Origin of the sequence: Tessaracoccus sp. MC1627 (genome assembly GCF_014164725.1) — a bacterium.
Classification (GTDB): Bacteria; Actinomycetota; Actinomycetes; order Propionibacteriales; family Propionibacteriaceae; genus Arachnia.
On the sequence record NZ_JACJGA010000001.1, the window covers coordinates 834185 to 853859 of the forward strand.

Consider the following 19675-nt stretch of genomic DNA (forward strand, 5'->3'; position numbering starts at 1 on the left):
GTGCTCCATGGTGGACGACGACGGTGCGGCTGGCCGGGAGGACGCGCTCTCGGGTCCCGAGGCTCGAGTGTCGCGGCGGTGGGTGACCGGTGCCGTGGTCGGCGGACTGATTCTCGCCGCCGTCGCCATCCCGCTGGGGTATCAGGCGCTGTGGGGTCCCGACCGCGCGGTCCCGGGCGACACCCCGAGCGCCAGTCCCACCGTTTCGGGCCCAGAGACGCCGGTGGGTCCGACCCCGTCGGTCGGTCTGCCCTCCGCGTCGTCGGAGCCTCCCGTGGGCCCCGGTGAGAACCGGTGCCCGGGCAGCTCGGAGGAGGCCGCACAGGACCGCTTCCAGCTCACCCCGTTCGACGGCGACCTTCCCGACGGAGCCGTGAGCGCGTGGCTGTGCGGCGACCCCAATGAGGGCTTCACGTCCACGGGTGGCCCGGCCGAGGCGCTGACCAAGGGGGTGGACGAGCTGGTGGCCGCGTTCAACGCCCTTGAGCCACTGCCCCAGGACATCGCTTGCACCATGGAGTACCGGATGACCTACGTGGTGGTCGTCGACTACGCGGATGGGGCCAAGCGGCTGAGCGGAGAGTTGCACGGCTGCCGGGCGGTGAGCGACGGCGAGCGCCGGCTCGCCGGAGCCGACGGGTTCCTGGCCACGGTCGTCAGGCTGTGGGAGGACCAGCGCGCAGGGCTTCCGGCCCCGACGGAGGCGCCGGAGGTGTGCCCGCCGCTCACCACGCTTGTTGCAGCCACCCCTGACGACGTGATGGCCGGCTACGTCTGCTCCCGGAACTTCGGCGACATCCGGATCCTGCAGGAGGTCCCCGACGATCTGCTGGCGCGCATGGCGGAGTCGCTCAAGACCGACGTGGGCGGGGAGGTCCCCGGGATGGGCATCGACGACCGCGGTGCGTTCGTCCTGGTCGACGGGTGGGGCTCGACGATCTCGCTGGTGCCGCTGCACGACGGCAACTTCGCCGTCGACCCGGGCGCCCTCACCGAGTTCACCTACTGGAAGCCGCCGGTCGACCTGGCTGAGGAGTTGCACGCGTTCCTCGGTCCGGAGCCGTCGCCCACGGGCTGACGGCCTCGTTCACGATTCCGGGCCACGGGGGAGAGTCGAGTCCGATGGCTCGCCTGTGACGCTCAACGACCGGCGCCGGGCTCAGCCCTGATCTCCCCGCTGCCTCGCGGAATGAGGGTGGTGGGAAGGACCGTGTGCTGGGGCGGGGACACATCACCCGCGAGCCGGGCGAGGACCTTGCGCGCGCACAGCTCGCCGATGGCGTCGGGATCCTGAGCCACGACGCTGAGCCCAGGCGTCACCAGATCGGCCATCGGGATGTCGTCGAAACCGATGAGCGCCACGGAGTGCTGTCTCCCGAGGCGCTGGAGCGTCCGCATGGTGGCGATCGAGATCTCGTTGCGGGCGGTCACCAACGCTGTGGGTGGGTCCTCCCCAGTCAGGAGTGCCGTGACGGCTGCGCTCACGTCGTCCTCGACGGCCAGGTCCGGGATGCGAAGGCAGTCGGGATCGCCGTGGGTCTCCTCCTCGAAGCCTCGAAGCCGCTCCTGGGTGGTGCGGATGGCCATCTTGTTGGCCAGGAAGGCGATGCGCCGATGCCCGTGGGCGCGCAGGTGTCGCACGGCGGCACGGACGCCCCCGACGTTGTCCACGGTCACCGTGTCGCACTCGATGTCGTCGACGGTGCGGTCCACGAACACCACGGGCCAGCCCCTGGCGATCTCCCGCGCCAGGAGCCCGTGCTCCTCGCGGATGGTGGAGATGATCAGACCGTCGAGGCGCCGGCCCAGGAGCGTGGTGAGGGCGGTGAGCTCGAGGTCAGGGTCGTCGCCCGTGCTGGCGGCGATGACCATCAGCCCGGCGGCCCGGGCAACCCGTTCCACGGCCCCGTGCACCTGGCTGTCGAACGGGTTGCTGACGCTGGAGACAAGCAGACCCAGAGCGCGGCTCCCGCCGTCGCGGCGGCGCAGTTCGGCGGCCTGCTCGTGCAGTACGTAGCCCAACTCGGCGGCGGCGGCGCGCACCCGTTGCGTGGTCTCGGGACGCACATGCGGCTCGCCATTCATCACGCGGGAGACGGTCTTGATCGCGACGCCGGACGCGACTGCAACGTCGCGAATGGTGGGCCTGTGTGAGTGGAGTGCCACTCCGTCATTCTCCTCGATAGCGGCTGGAAGGGGGTTGACATCTCACCGGACGCCGTGTGACCCTGGTCATGACAACGTTGTCATAGGCAAGGAGAAGACGTGAAGAAGGCACTAGGAATCGGACTGGCGGGGGCGGTCCTGCTCGGCGGTCTCACCGTCCCGGCGGCTGCGGAGCACTCCGCGGGCCAGGAGCCCTACCGGCCGGCGTACCACTGGTCGCCGGAGCACAACTGGATGAACGACCCCAACGGACTCGTTTACCACGACGGCGTCTACCACATGTACTACCAGTACAACCCGCTCGGCACCCGGTGGGGCAACATGTCCTGGGGCCACGCCACCAGCCCGGACCTGGTCACCTGGACCGAGCAGCCGCTGGCCATCCCCCAGACGTTCAACGACGACGAGGTCGCGGTGGAGGACATCTTCTCCGGCTCCATCGTGGTGGACGAGACCAACTCCAGTGGGCTCGGCACCGCGGAGAACCCGCCGCTGGTGGCCGTCTACACCAGCGCGTACACGCAAGCGCATCCCACCTTGGCCGGGAAACAGGCCCAGTCGCTGGCCTACTCGCTCGACGGCGGCTACACCTGGCAGAAGTACGAGGGCAACCCCGTCCTCAACCGCAACTCCAACAACTTCCGCGACCCGAAAGTTATACGTTACACGGCGGCCAACGGCGAGGCCTACTGGGTCATGGTGGCGGTCGAGGCGGTGAACCACGAGGTCGTCATCTACCGCTCGGACAACCTCGTGGACTGGACCTACCTCTCCACGTTCGGACCCGCCAACGCCACCGGCGGCATCTGGGAGGTGCCGGACCTGTTCGAGCTCCCCGTGGGTGACACGGGTGAGACCAAGTGGGTCATGGTGGTCAACCTCAACCCCGGAGCCGTGGCGGGCGGGTCGGGCGCGCAGTACTTCGTGGGCGAGTTCGATGGCACCAGCTTCACCGCCGAGACCATCGTGGAAGGGGCGGCTGACCCCCTCGGCACGGTGATCGAGGACTTCGAGTTCGAGTCCTGGGACGGCTCCGGGTGGACCGTGCAGAACGAGCCGGGCAACGCGCAGGACGGGCCGTTCGCGACCGGCCCGTTCCCCGGAACGTTCGCCGATCAACAGCCGGTCAGCGGCTTCCGAGGCGAGCAGCTCGTCAACAGCTTCGTGGGATGGGACTGGCCCGTCGGCACCCTGACCTCCGAGCCGTTCACCGTGGATACGACGTGGCTGAACCTCCTGGTGGGCGGCGGCAACCATCCGCACCTCGAGGGCGGGAGGCTCGACAACGAGCCTCCGGCCGGCACGCTGCTGTGGAACGGCTTCGAGGGCGGCCAGACGCTGGAGGAGTTCGGCTGGACGGGGTCCGGTGATCTCGCGGCCAACGCCAGTCCGTCCTACGCGGGCGGGGATTACTACATCGGCGAAGCCCGGATCAACACCTTCGAGGGAGGGCTCGGGGGCGATGGCAGGGTCGGCACGCTCACCTCTCCCGAGTTCACGCTTGACGGGGATTACGTCAGCTTCCTCGTGGGCGGTGGACGGGACAAGGAGGGGGGCCTGGAGGTCCAGCTCCTGGTGGGCGGCGAGCCCGTTCGTTCGGCCTCCGGCACTGACGGCGGATCGCTCAACTGGCACTCCTGGGACGTGTCCGAGCTGGACGGCTCGACGGCTCAGCTGCGCATCGTCGACCAGGCCACCGGCGGCTGGGGGCACCTGACCCTCGACCACGTCGTGATGGGTGACGAAGCGGCGCTGCCGCGCACCGACGAGACCACCGTCAACCTGGTCGTCGACGGCCAGGTGGTGCGGTCCGCCACCGGCCAGAACTCCGAGAATCTCGACTGGGTGTCGTGGGACTTGTCCGGGTTGCAGGGTGAGACGGCGCAGATCCGCATCATCGACAACAACCGCGCGGGATGGGGACACATCCTGGTGGACCAGATCGTGGCGAGCGATGCCCCGCAGCCGCGTCAGGTGGAACGGTACGACTGGCTGGACTGGGGCCGTGACTACTACGCGGCCATCTCCTTCAGCAACACCCCCGACGGCCGTCAGGTCATGCTCGCGTGGATGAACGACTGGTCCTACGCCGAGAACATCCCGACGGGGGAGTGGCGCAGCGCCATGGCCCTCCCACGGGAGGTGACCCTCGAAGTGGTCGACGGCGAGTACGAGCTCGTCCAGGCCCCGGTGGAGGAGGTCTCCACGCTCGAGGTGACGAAGGACTCCCTGCGGAAGCGCAACGTCAACGTCAACGACGGTGCCGTGGCGCTGCCCTGGAGCTCGGACGCCTACGTGCTCGACGTCACCGTCGACCCGAAGGACGCCGAGATGGCGGGCGTGGCCGTGCGCACCAGCGACGACTACAGCCCTGACTCCGGTGAGGGCACATTCGTGGGCATCGACACAGAGACAGGCAAGATCGTGGTGGACCGCACGAGGTCCGGCGCCGTGGACTTCGATCCCGACTTCCCCGTCGTCACGTCCGCGCCGCTGACCAACCCTGACGGGTCGGTGACCTTCCAGGTCTACGTCGACAGGTCCTCGGTGGAGGTCTTTGCGGAGGACGGCGTGCGCACGCTCACCAACCAGGTCTTCCCGGCGGCCGACTCGCTCGGACTGTCGCTGGTGAGCCTCGGGGGTACGGCGCGGTTCACCTCCGTGGTGGCCACGCCTCTCACCCAGTCGGTGCACACCGGCACGACGCCTCCCGAGGTGTCGGTGGAGAATTCCTGCTCGGACGGCGCCACGGTGACGCTGACCAACCCCACCGACGAACGGATGATCGTCACGCTCTCTTCGGAGGGCACGCCGCTGGAGTTCTCGCTGGCGGCCGGGAAGACCAAGGTCGTGACGTTGACCGACGGCGTCGGCGAGGCAGCGGGATCCCTCTCGGTTGCCTCGGTGACCCGTCCGGCCAAGACGAAGGCCTGGACCTCGATGAGCCTGCCGGCCTGCAGCTGACCTGACAACTCGGCGCCCGTCCCGCAGGGGGGCGGGCGCCGAGCCATGTCTGCACTACTCGGCAGCGGCGGCAGGGTCCTCGACGACGGCGAGGAAGATCGGCCATCGTGTCCGGGTGTCCAGCACCCGCATGACGTAGGGCCGGTCCACCCAGAGCTCGGCGTCGTAGGCCGGCATGCCTGTGCCGACGGCGCCCTCGGTGAGCACGGCCCCAACGGTGCCCTTCGGGCTCACCGTCAACGTCACCTGCTGCACCAGCGGGCCCAGCGTCCCGCCGGGCACGATCCTGCTCAGGTCGGACAGGACGATCCCGGCCTCCTGGACGGGTTGCAGCAGGTCCCAGGTCTGCTTCTGGTCCGACGTCGGCATGACGACGGAGACCTGTCCTTCGCCGGCGGCCTCCAGCCCCTCCGCGACGGCCACGAGTTCGTCGACGCTGAGCTGACCAGGAGCCACCCCCGGTGAGGGGAGGATCACGTCCATCGCGAGGACGTCGTCGTACGGCAGGCGCACGGCAGCCCACCGCGACCCCTCCGCGAACCTGGCAGGAACGATCTCCGTCATGCCGGGCACCTCCGTCGGCGCGCCACCGGCGGGGGTGAACGGCACCGGCCACTCGCTGGTGAACGGCGTGCGCCATCTGGCAGCGAACAGGACGGCGTCCTGCAGCACGAGCTGCAGCTCCGGCGTCACCTCGATGGCGGACTTCTCGATCAGCCCGGCGGTGTGCTTGTTCGCCCACGCGTCCAGCACCGCCTTCGCCCCGTCGCGGTCCACTCGCTCCACCCCCGAGTCGTAGAACCTCGACAGCCGGTCCAGGAAGGCCTCCTCGACGATCGCCTCGTCAAGGATCACCACCTGCGACGCCTGATGGACGACGATCTCCTCCGGCGGCTCCTTCTTGTCCACGCTGTCCGGAAGTGTGTCGTACCCGGCGAGTGCCTGTCGCAGCGCCGCGACGGCCGCGGACCGCTCGTCCCCGGCCAGGCCGATCGTCGAGTCGAGCGACGCGGCGCTCGCCCCGGCGGCGCCCTCGCCCAACATGGCGATGGCGGACATGAGCGAACTGGGGCCCAGCACCCTGTTGCCCGTCTTCCCGGCCAGCAGCGTCCATGCCAGCGCCTCGGTGGCCGCGGACGCCGTCGGCACGCCGGAGGTGTCCAGGGGGAACTCCTCCGGGGCGATGGTCCCTCGCAGTTCCCCAGGGCTGGCCGTGGCGCAGGACGACAGTGGGATGGCAAGGGCCGCGAGTCCCGCGGCGGCCAAGAGTGATCGACGGGTGGGCATCGCTGGCCTCCTTCCCTCCAGCGTAGATCCGCATCCTCGCGAGGGTGCCGACGTGACCGGATCGTGATGTCGTGAGCAGATGCTCAGCATTTCGCCAGCCGTCAATCGAAACCCGTACGAAGGGCTTAGGGTGGTCACATCGAAACCACTTCGGAAGTCAATGGCAAGTGATGGGACCGACAATGACCGTCGAGCGCGCTGAGCGGGCGAGCGAGATCATGACGCGTCTCACCGATGATGGCACCCTCTCGGTCTCCGCCCTCGCCGTCGAGCTCGGCGTCTCCGAGGTCACCATCAGGGGAGACCTCAGGAACCTCGAGGAGCGCGGACTCCTGGTCCGCACGCGCGGCGGGGCCCGCCCCACCACGCTGAAGTCCATCCTGCAGCGCGAGAAGCTCCACGTGGAGGCCAAGCAGCGCATCGCCGCCGCGGCCGCCGCGATGGTTCTCGACGACGACACCATCATGATCGAGGCCGGTACCACCACCGCCATGCTGGTGCGCAACCTCACCGGGCGGCGCGGCGTCCAGATCGTCACCAACTCGGCGCTGGCGTTCTCCACGGCCCGGATCAACCCCGCGCTCGGGGTCATCCTCACCGGGGGCGTGTTCCGCGCCGAGTCGGAGTCCTTCGTCGGCCCGCTCGCCGAGCGCGCCATCGCGGACTTCAACACCCGCCTGGCCTTCGTCGGCACGGACGGGTTCTCTCCTGAGCGGGGACTCACCACGCGGTTCGTGGAGGGCGGCCAGGTGGCCTCCCTCATGCGCGAGCGGGCGGAGGAGACCTGGCTGCTGGCCGATTCGTCGAAGTTCGGGCAGGCCGGCTTCGTCACCTTCCTGCCCCTGGCGGGCATCACCGGAGTCATCACCGACGACGGCCTCCCCGCGGGCGCCGTCGAGGCGCTCCGGGAACACACCCAAGTACGCGTCGTCTAGTCAATCAACGAAGAAGAAGGACAACACCATGGCAACCGTCGTAGTCATGCCGCAGCTCGGCAACAGTGTCGAGTCGTGCCTGATCGTGTCGTGGCAGGTGAAGGTGGGCGACGAGATCGCCGAGAACGCCATCGTCTGCGAGGTCGAGACAGACAAGGCCTCCATGGAGGTCCCCTCCTCCGCGGCCGGCACCGTGCTGGCCCTGCTCTGGGCCGAGGGCGACGATGTCCCGGTCAAGGAGCCGCTGCTGGTTGTGGGCGCCGCGGGCGAGGATCCCAAGCCGGCGCTCGACGCGGCCGGATGGAAGGGCGACGGCGAGGCCGAGGCCACGCCCCCCACCGAGGCAGCTGCACCCGCCGTCGCGCCCGAACCCGGGGAGGCCCCCCAGACGGAGCGCACCGCGGCCACCGGCGCTTCGAGCCCCCGCGCCCGCAGCCTCGCCGCCGCCAACTCCCTCGACCTCGGCGCTGTCGCCGAGGGCTCGGGTCCCGGCGGCCGCGTCATCGAACGCGACGTCAAGGATGCCCTCACCTCGGCCACCACCGGCGCCGCCCGCGCAGGAGCCCACGGCTCGGCCGCGCAGGGCACCGGGCTCGGCGGCCGCGTGACCACCGCCGATCTCGCCGCCCCGGCCGAGCCGGCCGCCGCGGCCGCCCCCGCGGCGCCACGTCCGGCGAGCGCCGTCGACGCCGACTTCCCCGGCCCGTCGGAGGCCACCAAGGTCAAGGGTGTCCGCAAGGTCATCTCGGACCGGATGATGAACTCGCTGGCCACCTCCGCGCAGCTCACCTACACCACCACCGCGAACGCCCAGGGCCTGCTCGACCTGCGCAAGAAGCTGAAGAACTCGGACTCGTCGCTGGGCATGAACGGCGTCACCATCGGCGACCTCGTCGGCTACGCCGCGGTCCGCGCCGCCGCGAAGAACCCCTCGCACAACGCGCACCTGGCCGACGGCGTGCTCACCACCTTCGAGCGGGTCCACATGGGCTTCGCCTGCGACACCCCCCGCGGCCTCCTTGTGCCGACGGTGCGCAACGCGTCGCTGATGAGCCTGCGCGAGTTCTCGGCCGTCAGCAAGCAGCTCGCCAACGAGGCCATTCAGGGCTCGATCAACCCGGATCTGCTCTCCGGCGCCACCTTCACGGTGTCCAACCTCGGCGGCTTCGGCATCGAGTCCTTCACCCCGCTGCTCAACGTGCCGCAGACGGCCATCCTCGGCGTCGACGCGATCTTCCCGCGGGTCAAGGTCAACGCCGACGGCTCCGTCGGCGCCGAGCAGCGCATCGGACTGTCGCTCACCGCAGACCACCGGGCCATCGACGGCGCGGACGCCGCGCGCTTCCTGCAGGACCTCGTGAAGTTCATCGAGGCCATCGACATCACCGTTCTCGGCTGAGAGGAACCAGCACCAATGAGTGACTACGACGTCATCGTCCTGGGCGGAGGCCCCGGGGGCTACATCAGCGCCGAGCGCCTCGGCCACGCCGGGAAGAAGGTCCTCCTCATTGAGGCCGAGGCCCTCGGCGGGACCTGCCTCAACGTGGGCTGCATCCCCACCAAGGCCCTGCTCAACGCGGCCAAGACCTACGAGCACGCCAAGCACGGCACCAACCTCGGCATCCACACCTCCGACATCACGGTGGACTGGACCGAGCTCCAGAAGTGGAAGGCCCAGACGGTCACCACCCTGGTCAAGGGTGTGGGCTTCGCGGAGAAGAAGGCCGGCGTCACCGTCGTCAAGGGCTACGGCACGTTCGAGGGACCCGGCAAGGTCACCGTGCGTTTCGACGCGGACGGCGCCTCCGGCTCCGGTCCGGCTCAACGAGCGGAGAGCTACACCGGCGACCACGTGATCCTCGCCACCGGCTCCGTCCCCGTGATGCCCCCCATCCCGGGCGCCAAGGACCCTTCGACAGGCTCAGGACAAGGCAACCCGCACGTGGTGGACTCCACCGGCATGCTCGCCGTCGAGGCCATCCCGCCGCGCCTGGCCGTGATCGGCGGCGGGGTGATCGGGCTGGAGTTCGCGAGCCTGTTCGCCACGCTCGGCTCCGAGGTCACCGTCGTGGAGATGCTGCCCGAGATCGTGCCGTTCATGGACGCCGAGCTGGCGCCCATGCTGCGCAAGGCCCTCAGCAACGTGAACTTCAAGCTGTCCTGCAAGGTCACCGCCCTCGACGGCGGGACCGTCCGCTACACCACCGCCGACGGCGCCGACGAGGCCGTGGAGGCCGACGTCGTGCTCATGGCCGTGGGCCGCCGCCCCGCCGTGCAGGGCTGGGGCGCGGAGAACTCCGGCCTGGAGGTCTCCGGCAAGGGCGTGGTGGTCGACGACCGCATGCGCACCAACCTCCCGAACGTCTGGGCCATCGGCGACGTCACCGGACGCTCCCTCCTGGCACACGCGGCCTACCGCATGGGCGAGATCGCCGCGGCGAACATCCTCGACCCCGAGGCCTACCGCAAGGGCGAGGTCATGCGCTGGTCCACCATCCCGTGGGCCGTCTACTCCATCCCGGAGGCGGCGGGCATCGGGCTCACCGAGGCCCAGGCCAAGGCCCAGGGCGGCAACGTGCAGACCGTCACCGTCCCAGGCGCCATGTCGGGCCGCTTCGTCGCCGAGAACGGCGTCAAGGCCCCCGGCGCCGCCAAGCTGGTCTACGACGGCGACACCCTGCAGGTGCTCGGCGTCCACGTCGTGGGCAGCTACGCCTCCGAGATGATCTGGGGCGCCTCCGTGGTGCTCGAGACCGAACTCAACATCACCGACCTGCGCCAGATCGTCTTCCCCCACCCCACCGTCAGCGAACTCATCCGAGAGGCGGCTTGGGCTGCCAAGGCCTGAGCGACCACCAGAAAGCTAGGAGCAGTCACACATGCCACGCACCCTCGTCGTCGATCCGAGCAACGTCCGCTCGGCGTCGTTCATCACCACGCCCGACATCCCCGTCAACCAGTACAAGCCCAACTTCGCCGCTGAGCTCGAGACCCACGGCAAGGACGGTCTGGTGGACATCCTCCACGACATGATCGCCGTGCGTCAGTTCGAGACCATGCTGAACTCGATCAAGACCACCGGCGCCTGGAACGGGGTGGAGTACAACCACCGCGGCCCGGCGCACCTCTCCATCGGGCAGGAGTCTGCCGTCGTCGGCCAGGCCTCGCAGCTCGATCCCACCGACTTCCTCTTCGGCTCGCACCGCAGCCACGGCGAGATCCTCGCCAAGTGCTACTCCGCGGCCCGCAAGCTCGACCCGGCCGAGCTCGAGAACATCATGAAGACCTTCCTCGACGGCGAGACCCTTGGCTTCGCGGAGAAGGTGGGCCACGACGGCCTGCTGGACCTGGCCGAGAACTTCATCCTCTACGGCACCGTGGCGGAGACCTTCGCCCGCAAGGCCGGCTTCAACCGCGGCCTCGGCGGCTCCATGCACGCCTTCTTCGCGCCCTTCGGTTCCATGCCCAACAACGCCATCGTCGGCGGCTCGGCCGACATCGCCACCGGCTCGGCGCTGTTCAAGCGGATCAATCGCCAGCCCGGCATCGTGATCGCCAACATCGGCGACGCGTCGATGGGCTGCGGCCCGGTGTGGGAGGCCATGATGATGGCCGCCATGGACCAGTACCGCACCCTGTGGAAGCACGGCGTCGACGGCAACCCGCCGATCTGGTTCAACTTCTTCAACAACTTCTACGGCATGGGCGGCCAGACCTCCGGCGAGACCATGGGCTACGACATCCTGGCCCGCGTCGGTGCAGGCGTGAACCCCGAGGCGATGCACTCGGAGCGCGTCGACGGACTGAACCCGCTCGCCGTGGCCGACGCCGTCGCCCGGAAGCGCCAGATCCTCGAGTCCGGCAAGGGCCCGGTCCTCACCGACACCATCACCTACCGCTTCTCCGGCCACTCGCCGTCGGACGCCTCCAGCTACCGCACCCGCGAGGAGGTAGAGCTGTGGGAGACCCACGACGGCCTCAAGAACTACGCGGCCTACCTCGTCGAGAACAAGGTGCTCAGCCAGACCGAGGTCGACGACATCCAGGCGAAGTTCGACGAGCGCCTCACCAAGATCATCGCCATCGCGACGAAGGACGAGGAGTCCAGCCCCCGCGTCGGCATGGACTTCATCGAGACCGTCATGTTCTCCAACGGCAACGTGGAGGCCATGGCCGAGGGCGAGCCCGAGCTGCTCGAGCCGCTGGAGGAGAACGCCCGCGTCAAGTCGCTGAAGAACAAGGTGCGCAAGGCCACCGACGAGAACGGCAAGCCCGTCTCCAAGGCCAAGGCCTACTCCTACCGCGACGCTCTGTTCGAGGCCGTGGCGCACCGCTTCGCCACCGACCCGACGATGGCCGGCTGGGGCGAGGAGAACCGTGACTGGGGCGGCGCGTTCGCCGTCTACCGCGGGCTCACCGAGATGCTGCCGTACCACCGCCTGTTCAACTCGCCCATCTCGGAGGCCGCCATCATCGGCGCCGGCGTCGGCTACGCCCTTTCGGGTGGCCGCGCCATCGTCGAACTGATGTACTGCGACTTCCTGGGCCGCGCGGGCGACGAGATCTTCAACCAGGCCGCCAAGTGGCAGTCCATGTCCGCCGGCCTCCTCACGATGCCCCTGGTCATGCGCGTGTCCGTGGGCTCCAAGTACGGCGCCCAGCACTCCCAGGACTGGTCCGCGCTCGTGGCCCACATGCCCGGGCTCAAGGTCTACTACCCCTCCACCCCGTACGACGCCAAGGGCATGATGAACCTGGCGCTGCGCGGCACGGATCCGGTGATGTTCTTCGAGTCCCAGCTGCTCTACGACGTGGCCGAGCAGTTCGCGGCCGACGGCGTGCCGGAGGGCTACTACGAGGTCCCCGAGGGCGAGCCGGTGGTGCGTCGCGAGGGCACCGACCTGACCATCGCGGTGATCGGCCCCACGCTGTACCGCGTGATGGAGGCCGCCGACCTGCTTCAGGAGAAGTACGGCATCTCCACCGAGGTGATCGACCTCCGCTTCGTCGCGCCGCTCAACCTGGACCCGATCGTCGAGTCCGTGAAGAAGACCGGACGCCTCGTGCTCACCTCGGACGCGGTGGACCGCGGGTCCTTCCTGCACAACGTGGCCTCGTCCATCCAGACGCTGGCGTTCGACCACCTCGACGCCCCCGTCACCGTGGTGGGCTCGCGCAACGCGATCACCCCGGCAGCCGAGCTGGAGAAGGAGTTCTTCCCCCAGCCCGACTGGCTGATCGACGCCATCCACGAGCGGATCCTCCCGCTCAAGGGTCACGTGCCCACCACCAACCAGACCAACGCCGAGCTTGCGCGTCGCTCCCGGCTGGGGCTCTGAGCCATGTCCCGCGACGTGATCAACGATCCGACGGCGGTGCCGGCCGAGCGCCTGGCCGCCCTGCGGGAGTACCTGCAGGACGGCCCGGAGTTCCCGGAGTTCGTCACCGAGTCCAACAACCACGTCCACACCATCTACAGCTTCAGCCCGTACACGCCGGCGATGGCCGCGCTGCGGGCACGTGAGGCCGGTCTGATGGTGGTGGGTTCGGTGGACCACGACTCCGGGGCGGCCGCCGCGGAGATGGCGGAGGCGGCCTCGTTGCTCGGCATGGGCGCGGTGACCGGCTTCGAGTGCCGCGTCTACGTGCACACCGCCGACGAGGTGGCCTCGGGCAACGCGCCGATGCACACCCGCAAGCTGAACAACCCGGACACCGCGGGCATCGCCTACATGACGGTGCAGGGCATTCCCGCCTCGTCGCGCGACAAGGTGGCCGAGTACCTGGTGCCCATCCGCGACGCGCGGCTCAAGCGCACCGCCGCGATGGTGGAGCGGGCCAACGAGATCCTCGGCCGCCTCGGCGCGCCGCTGATCGACCTGGAGGAGGACATCGTCGAGCGGTCGCAGTTCCTGCGGGGCGGGACGGTGACCGAGCGTCACCTGCTGGCGGCCATGGCCTCGAAGCTCATCGAGCGCTTCGGGCCGGGGCAGTCCCTGGTCGACGGGCTGGCCGAGATGGGCCTGTCGCTCTCCGGCAAGGTCGCGGACCAGCTGGCGGATCCGGACAACCCGCACCTTGTCTTCGACCTGCTGGGCGTGCTGAAGGCCGAGTTCCTGGACCAGATCTACGTGATCCCGGAGCGTCTCGAGGACGGCGGCGAGTGCCCGAGCATGGCGGAGGTGATCGCCTTCGCCAAGTCCGTGGGCGCCATCCCGTGCTACGCCTACCTGGGCGACGTCACCGCGTCGCCGACGGGGGACAAGAAGGCGGAGAAGTTCGAAGACGACTTCCTGGAGGAGCTGTTCGTCGAGCTGGAGCGCATGGGCATGCCGGCCATCACCTACATGCCGCCGCGCAACACTGCCGAGCAGATGGCCCGCGTGGCCGAGCTGGCCGCCGAGCATGGGATGCTGGAGGTCTCCGGGGTGGACATCAACACGCCTCGCCAGGTGTTCAACTGCCCGGAGCTGCAGCGCCCCGAGCTGGCGCACCTCAACGACGCCACCTGGGCGATGGTCGCGCACGAGCAGCTCGCCAACGAGTCGGCGTCGCTGGGACTCTTCTCGCCGGACTCTCCGCTGGCGGTCCTGCGGTTGACGGACCGGGTGGCGCGCTACGGCGCGCTCGGCCGGGCACTCGTGGCCGGTGAGACCACCGTCGAGGAAAGTGTCAGTCAACTGAGGAGGGCTCTTTCATGAGCATCGTCGACATCGCCCCGGTGGTCCGGGGCGCCTACCTGGCGAGGCACGGCATCCCGGTCCTCGTGACGTCGCTGGCTGAGGTGCCGACGCAGTCGGCCTCGAAGCCCCACCCCCCGCTGGCTGAGGTGCCGACGCAGTCGGCCTCGAAGCCTATGGAAGTGGCCACGGCCGCAGACCTTCCCCAGGCCCTGGCCGACGCCGACCTCCCCCTCCCCGGCGACGTCGTCGTCGAGGTGGCGGGGGAGCGCCACGCCTTCTCGGTGAGCACCCTCGGCGACCTCACCCCCCTCCCCGGCGCACGCTCGGCCGAGGCGCGCAGCGCGGCCTCACGGTCCGCGGTCGTCGCGGGGAAGGTGGCCGTGGTCACCGGCGGCGCCCAGGGCTTCGGCGCGGAGATCGTCCGCGGTCTCGTCGACTCCGGCGCGTTCGTCTACATCGCCGACCTCAACGCCGACGGCGCGGCCGCACTGGCGGCCGAGCTCGGCGAGCAGACGGCGGCGATCACCGTCAACGTGGCCGACGAGGCATCCGTCGCCGCGATGGCCGAGCAGATCGCGGCCACCACCGGTGGCCTTGACCTGGTGATCTCCAACGCGGGCATCGTGCGCGCGGGCAGCGTCCTGGAGCAGGACCTGTCCGCGTTCGCGCTGACCACCGACATCAACTACACCGCGTTCTTCCTCGTCACCAAGCACCTGGGCCGACTGCTCGCCGCCCAGCACTCGGCGGCTCCTGGCTGGATGACCGACATCATCCAGATCAACTCGAAGTCCGGCCTGGTGGGCTCGAACAAGAACGGCGCCTACGCCGGCTCGAAGTTCGGCGGGATCGGCCTGGTGCAGAGCTTTGCGCTGGAGCTCGTCGAGCACGGGGTGAAGGTCAACGCGATCTGCCCGGGCAACTTCTACGACGGCCCGCTGTGGTCGGATCGGGACAGGGGGTTGTTCGTGCAGTACCTCCGCTCCGGGAAGGTCCCCGGCGCCACCACCGTCGACGAGGTGCGCGAGTTCTACGAGGCCAAGGTGCCGCTTCGTCGTGGCACCACGGGGGCCGACGTGATGCGGGCGGTGTACTACATCGTCGAGCAGGCGTACGAGACCGGCCAGGCGATTCCCGTCACCGGCGGTCAGGTCATGCTGAGCAGCTGATCCCTGCCGACGCCTAGGCGGCGGATCTGGTCTCGACTACGCGACCAGATCCGCCGCTCAGCATTTCCGGACCTCTATCGCTCCCTGAGGAGCCCCGCCCGCGGAGCGGCGTGGGGCGTCTCGAAGGGTCGTGACGCCAGCTTCCGCTGGGACTAAGCCACCAGATCCGCCTCTTTGGCTTGCGGACATTGGGGGCAGCCGAGCCGCTGGCCCTCCCAGCCGCGCGCGCCCAGCGCATCGGCCAGTTGAGCCGCGACGGCGCACGCGTCGAGCGTTACCGCCTGCCACCCGTAGCGCAGGGTGGAGGTGTCCTCCGCCACCAGACGTTCGTTGTCGCGGGCCATGTCCTTGGACCACTCGGTGTGGTCCCGCACACCGTCGAGTTCGACGGCGAGCCGCGTGTCTCGATACAAAGAGTCCCCGCGCCCGACGACGCTGCGCGCCTGCTTCTCGGGCACGGGCAGACCGTGGGGGAGTAGCACCTGGCTCTGGAAGCGCCACTCCAGGGCGCTCTCGATGCCCTGGCCGGCGTAGCCGCACAGTTCCTTGATGACGGCCGAGTGCCGGGTCCGTTGCCGCGTGGCGAGTGTGGCCAGGATCCTGGCGGGTAGCGTCCGGCCCTGCGCGAGGGCACGCGCCAGCGCCGCGACAGTCGCGTCCTCCGAGCTGACCCGGGCCAGATCGACCAGGGACGTCTCCACCGACGTCCGTGGGGGACTGCCCATGCCCTTCCTCGTCCCCCGTCGGTACACCACGCTCCACTGGCCGACGGTGAAGCCGTCGCGTCTGGCCGCGGTCCAGACTGCGATCCGCGACGGGGCGTCCCGGACGGCGTCGTGGAGGTGCGCCGCGGCGTCCTCCCCCAACACGGCGTCCCTCCCACCGCGGAGCAACCCTGCCCTGGCGGCTGCCAGCCACGTCACCCCGTGGTCAGGTGCAGACCGTCGGCGGGATTGACCCAGTCCCTGGCCATCCGTCGGATCACCGCCCGGGTCAGCCCGGCGTCGATCAGTTGCTCCGTGGTGAGGATCCCCTCCTGGCTGGTTGCGAGCGCGCGGAGGGCCGGAGAGAGGTGTTGTCACGGATGCATTGGCCAAGCGTGCCGAGCCAACGGCCCCACGTCACCGGGTCGGGCGACCACGGACAACACCGCCGACCAACCGGACAACACCGCTGGCCACTGGGGTGCCACCGTCGCCTGATCGGCGGATCTAGGCCCGACTACGCGACCAGATCTGCCGGCCAGCGATGCGCCAGCCGTCGGCCGGTTCCTAGCTGGCGCTTCTGGTCTCGACTACGCGACCAGATCTGCCCCTCACCGAGGCTCGGCTGGTTTACATCCGCCCAACCTGGGTAAGGGGGGAGTGGAGGGTCCGAGATCGGGCCACTGACAGATGGAGGAATCATGAAGACCGCACGAGACATCATGACCACGCCGGCGGAGACGCTCGCGCCCACCGCGACACTCACCGAGGCCGCCCAACAGCTCCGGGACCTCAACGTCGGCTCGCTACCCATCCTCGACGGCGACCACCTGGTGGGTGTGGTCACCGACCGCGACATCGTGGTCCGAGGCATCGCCGAGGGCCTGGACCCGTCGAGCGCCACCGTCTCGGAGGTCGCGACGGGCGCCGTCGTGACTGTGGATGTCGCCGACGATGCCGAGAAGGTCGCCCGCATCATGGGCGAGCGGCAGGTGCGTAGAGTCCCCGTACTCGACGGCGGGAAGCTCGTCGGCGTCATCGCGCAGGCCGACGTGGCGCGTGATCTCGACGCCCGCACCACCGGCGACGTGGTGGAGGACATCTCCCAGCGTTGACCCGTCGGCGGTGAGATCATCGGTCATCTCAGAGTGTGACGATGAGCTTGCCCCGTGCGGTTCCCTGCTCCATGACAGTGTGGGCTTCCTGGATCTTATCGAGGGTGAAGGTGCGGTCGATGGGGACTACGGCCCGGCCGGCGGCCACATCGTCGAGAAACCCCTGGAGAACCTCCGGGGGGAGGTCGTCGGCTTCGCCGGAGTAGGCGGTGAGCCGGACGCCCCGTGGGAGGTAGTCGATGGGGTAGAAGTCCCGGACTGTCCACTGGTTGGACAGCATGCCGGTGAAGCAGACGACGCCATGCACCCGGGTAGAGCGCAAGGTGTCCGGGAGCGTGGGGGTGCCCACGAGCTCCACAGCCGCGTCGACACCGTCGGGCAGGATGCGGCGGACCTGCGTCGCGATGTCGCCGTCGTCGATTATCACGTGGTCGACGCCGACGGCACGTAGTGACTCCGCCTTGGCCGGGTCGCGGGTGGTGGCGAACACCAACGCGCCCCGTCGCTTGGCCAGGACCGCGGCAGCCATCCCCACCGATGAGGACCCGCCCCGGATGAGGAGTGACTGGCCCGGCTGCAGGTCCAGCCCCACAGTGAGGGATCCGTAGGCGGTCTGGAGCATCTCGGGGAGGGCGCCGAGGGTGGCCCAGTTGAGGTCGGACCGGAACGCGATCACCTGGCCGGCGGGCACGCAGGTGTACTCGGCGTAGCCGCCGTCGAAGACGCGGCCCATGCCGCCCATCATCGTCATCACCTGCTGTCCGGGCTCGAATTCCCCGCCGGGTGCGAGATCGACCACCCCTGTCGCTTCGATGCCGGGGACCCGCGGGAACGTGACGCCCTCGGCGAGCCCGAGACGGGTATGCAGTTCGGAGCGGTTGAGCCCGAACGCGTGGATCCGGATGCGCACCCAGCCGGGCCGGGGCTCAGGTATCGGAAGCTCCCGGACGAGCAGGTTGGAGACGGGGCCGGGGGCTTCAAGCACCACTGCGCGCATCGTCGTGGGGGTCATCGCGTGCCCTCCAGCACGTCGCGGAGCCACGCGCGCTCCGCTCGGCTGGTCGCGCCGGCGGTCAGCATGATGCCGCGACGGTAGGGGTCGGTGACCTCGTCGAAGCCGAGGGCGCGATCACCGTCGTAGAAGAATCCCACTCCCGGCTCGTCAAGGAACGCGAATCGACGCCGCAGCACTGCGTGCTGGTCGGCTACGGCCGGCAGGTTGGACAGGAAGGCGAGGACGACGAAGAATCGGCCGCCGTCGGTGATGTCGTGGCCACTCGCGCCGCGTAGCCGGGCCCGAAGCTCGTCCAGGCCGGCGCCGGTCAGGCGCAACGTCTGCCGCTGGACGGCCCCTCGACCGGGTGAGGGATCGTCGCGCTGCACGAGGCCCGCCGCCTCCAGGCGCTTGAGGGCGGGGTAGAGCGTGCCATCGCTGATGGCTCGCGCATAGCCGTGCAGCCGCTCCATCCGATGCCGCAGCTCGTAGCCGTGGAGCGGCCCTTCTGCCAGGAATCCCAGCACCATCAACTCGATCACAAGCCCACCCTACACCTCGATTCGTGTTACCTCGTTTCGATATATAGACTGGTGCGTGTTCCCCAACCGAACCGGCTCCTCGTTGACCGCAGGACAGCTGGTCACGCTCACTGAGACGCCAGCCTCTGGCGCCTGACCGAAGGAAATCCATGCCCCTGCTTCACACTCTCACCGTCGTCTCCGCCGGCCTTGCTGCGGCCGTCGCCCTGACCGCCTGCGGGGGCTCTGAGCCTCTCGCCAGCGGGGAGACCGAGGCGATCGTCATCGGGTCGCAGGACTACTACTCCAACGAGATCATCGCCGAGATCTATGCCCAAGCCCTTGAATCGGCCGGGCATGAGGTGGTCAGGGAGTTCCGCATCGGCCAGCGTGAGGTGTACGTCCCGGAGATCGAGTCCGGCGCCATCGACCTGTTTCCCGAGTACTCGGGTCCGCTGCTGCAGTACTGGGAGCCGGACACCCAGGCCCGGCTGGCGGACGAGGTCTACGCCGCGCTCCGGGACGCCACCCCTGAGGGGCTGAGGCTCCTGGATCAGTCCCCGGCCACGGATCAGGACTCGTATACCGTCACCCGTGCCTTCGCCGAGCAGTGGGGTCTGGAGACCATCGCCGACTTGGCCGCGGTGAGTGAGCCGCTGACGCTGGGCGGCAACTCCGAGGGCGAGGCGCGCCCCAACGGTCCCAGTGGGCTGGAGGCCGCCTACGGCGTCTCCGTCGCCTTCACGCCAATCGAAGACGGCGGCGGCCCGCTGACCGTCAAGGCCCTCCAGGACGGCGACATCCAGCTGGCCATCATCTACACCGCTGATCCGTCCATGCAGAAGAACGACCTGGTCAGCTTGGAAGACACGGAGGGGCTCTTCCTCGCCTCCCACGTCGTGCCGGTCGCCAGCGACGACATCGACGACGAGGCAGCGGCCATCATCAACGCGATCAGCGCAGCGATGTCCGCCGACGATCTCGTGGGCCTGAATCTACGCAGTGTTGACGAGGAGCTCGCCCCCGCGCAGATCGCGGCCGACTGGCTCGCCGCCGAGAACCTGAACTGAGCACACCCACCCACCGATCGAACAACTCAGCCGCACGCAGCGGCCACCACCCACAGAGAGAGCAGAA

15 protein-coding genes are annotated in these 19675 nt (G+C 69.2%); 10 read left to right on the forward strand and 5 right to left on the reverse strand.

Annotated elements, in window-relative coordinates:
- The first annotated feature begins 7 nt into the window (after positions 1-7).
- The gene (locus H5399_RS03800; protein WP_182781662.1) at positions 8-1078 is read left to right on the forward strand and encodes a hypothetical protein; all 1071 of its coding nucleotides are present in this window, start codon (positions 8-10) and stop codon (positions 1076-1078) included.
- Positions 1079-1140: 62 nt separating this feature from the next.
- Here the strand turns inward: H5399_RS03800 and H5399_RS03805 are convergent, their stop codons facing one another.
- On the reverse strand, positions 1141-2166 hold the full coding sequence (locus tag H5399_RS03805) for a LacI family DNA-binding transcriptional regulator (RefSeq protein ID WP_220489037.1): 1026 nt from the start codon (positions 2164-2166) through the stop codon (positions 1141-1143).
- A gap of 99 nt (positions 2167-2265) precedes the next feature.
- On the opposite strand from H5399_RS03805, the gene H5399_RS03810 reads away from it, so the two are divergent.
- Entirely contained in the window at positions 2266-5130 is a 2865-nt protein-coding gene (locus H5399_RS03810; RefSeq protein WP_182781663.1) for a glycoside hydrolase family 32 protein, read from the forward strand.
- A 54-nt stretch (positions 5131-5184) separates the two neighbouring features.
- Here H5399_RS03810 and H5399_RS03815 read toward each other — a convergent pair whose 3' ends face one another.
- Positions 5185-6417 carry a serpin family protein gene (locus H5399_RS03815; RefSeq protein WP_182781664.1) on the reverse strand — a complete coding sequence of 411 codons (1233 nt, stop codon included), beginning with the start codon at positions 6415-6417 and terminating at the stop codon, positions 5185-5187.
- 182 nt (positions 6418-6599) lie between these two features.
- On the opposite strand from H5399_RS03815, the gene H5399_RS03820 reads away from it, so the two are divergent.
- From H5399_RS03820 to H5399_RS03845, 6 genes are read left to right on the forward strand one after another with little or no spacing between them, the layout of a single operon-like run.
- Entirely contained in the window at positions 6600-7352 is a 753-nt protein-coding gene (locus tag H5399_RS03820; protein WP_182781665.1) for a DeoR/GlpR family DNA-binding transcription regulator, read from the forward strand.
- A gap of 28 nt (positions 7353-7380) precedes the next feature.
- Positions 7381-8751, forward strand: coding sequence for a dihydrolipoamide acetyltransferase family protein (locus tag H5399_RS03825; protein ID WP_182781666.1), 1371 nt, complete (start codon positions 7381-7383; stop codon positions 8749-8751).
- A gap of 15 nt (positions 8752-8766) precedes the next feature.
- Positions 8767-10200 (forward strand): dihydrolipoyl dehydrogenase, encoded by a 1434-nt coding sequence (lpdA, locus tag H5399_RS03830; RefSeq protein WP_182781667.1) that lies wholly within the window; start codon positions 8767-8769, stop codon positions 10198-10200.
- 31 nt (positions 10201-10231) lie between these two features.
- A complete protein-coding gene (locus H5399_RS03835) occupies positions 10232-12691 on the forward strand; it encodes a thiamine pyrophosphate-dependent enzyme (protein ID WP_182781668.1) in 2460 nt (819 codons plus the stop codon).
- Between the two features lie 3 nt (positions 12692-12694).
- Positions 12695-14053, forward strand: coding sequence for a PHP domain-containing protein (locus H5399_RS03840; protein ID WP_182781669.1), 1359 nt, complete (start codon positions 12695-12697; stop codon positions 14051-14053).
- Complete coding sequence (locus H5399_RS03845; RefSeq protein ID WP_255421951.1) at positions 14050-15204, forward strand: SDR family NAD(P)-dependent oxidoreductase; 1155 nt, start codon at positions 14050-14052, stop codon at positions 15202-15204. The genes H5399_RS03840 and H5399_RS03845 overlap by 4 nt, the downstream gene beginning before the upstream one ends.
- Positions 15205-15356: 152 nt before the next feature.
- On the opposite strand, the gene H5399_RS17855 is transcribed toward H5399_RS03845, so the two are convergent.
- Positions 15357-16073, reverse strand: a complete 717-nt coding sequence (locus tag H5399_RS17855) for a hypothetical protein (RefSeq protein WP_182781670.1) — start codon at positions 16071-16073, stop codon at positions 15357-15359.
- A 536-nt stretch (positions 16074-16609) separates the two neighbouring features.
- Here H5399_RS17855 and H5399_RS03855 point away from each other — a divergent pair.
- Positions 16610-17023 carry a CBS domain-containing protein gene (locus H5399_RS03855; RefSeq protein WP_182781671.1) on the forward strand — a complete coding sequence of 138 codons (414 nt, stop codon included), beginning with the start codon at positions 16610-16612 and terminating at the stop codon, positions 17021-17023.
- A 28-nt stretch (positions 17024-17051) separates the two neighbouring features.
- Here the strand turns inward: H5399_RS03855 and H5399_RS17860 are convergent, their stop codons facing one another.
- Positions 17052-18035, reverse strand: coding sequence for a zinc-binding alcohol dehydrogenase family protein (locus H5399_RS17860; RefSeq protein WP_255421952.1), 984 nt, complete (start codon positions 18033-18035; stop codon positions 17052-17054).
- On the reverse strand, positions 18032-18559 hold the full coding sequence (locus tag H5399_RS03865) for a PadR family transcriptional regulator (protein ID WP_182781672.1): 528 nt from the start codon (positions 18557-18559) through the stop codon (positions 18032-18034). The genes H5399_RS17860 and H5399_RS03865 overlap by 4 nt, the downstream gene beginning before the upstream one ends.
- 149 nt (positions 18560-18708) lie before the next feature.
- Here H5399_RS03865 and H5399_RS03870 point away from each other — a divergent pair, with 149 nt between their 5' ends.
- The gene (locus tag H5399_RS03870) at positions 18709-19608 is read left to right on the forward strand and encodes an ABC transporter substrate-binding protein (protein WP_182781673.1); all 900 of its coding nucleotides are present in this window, start codon (positions 18709-18711) and stop codon (positions 19606-19608) included.
- The last annotated feature ends 67 nt before the right edge of the window (positions 19609-19675 follow it).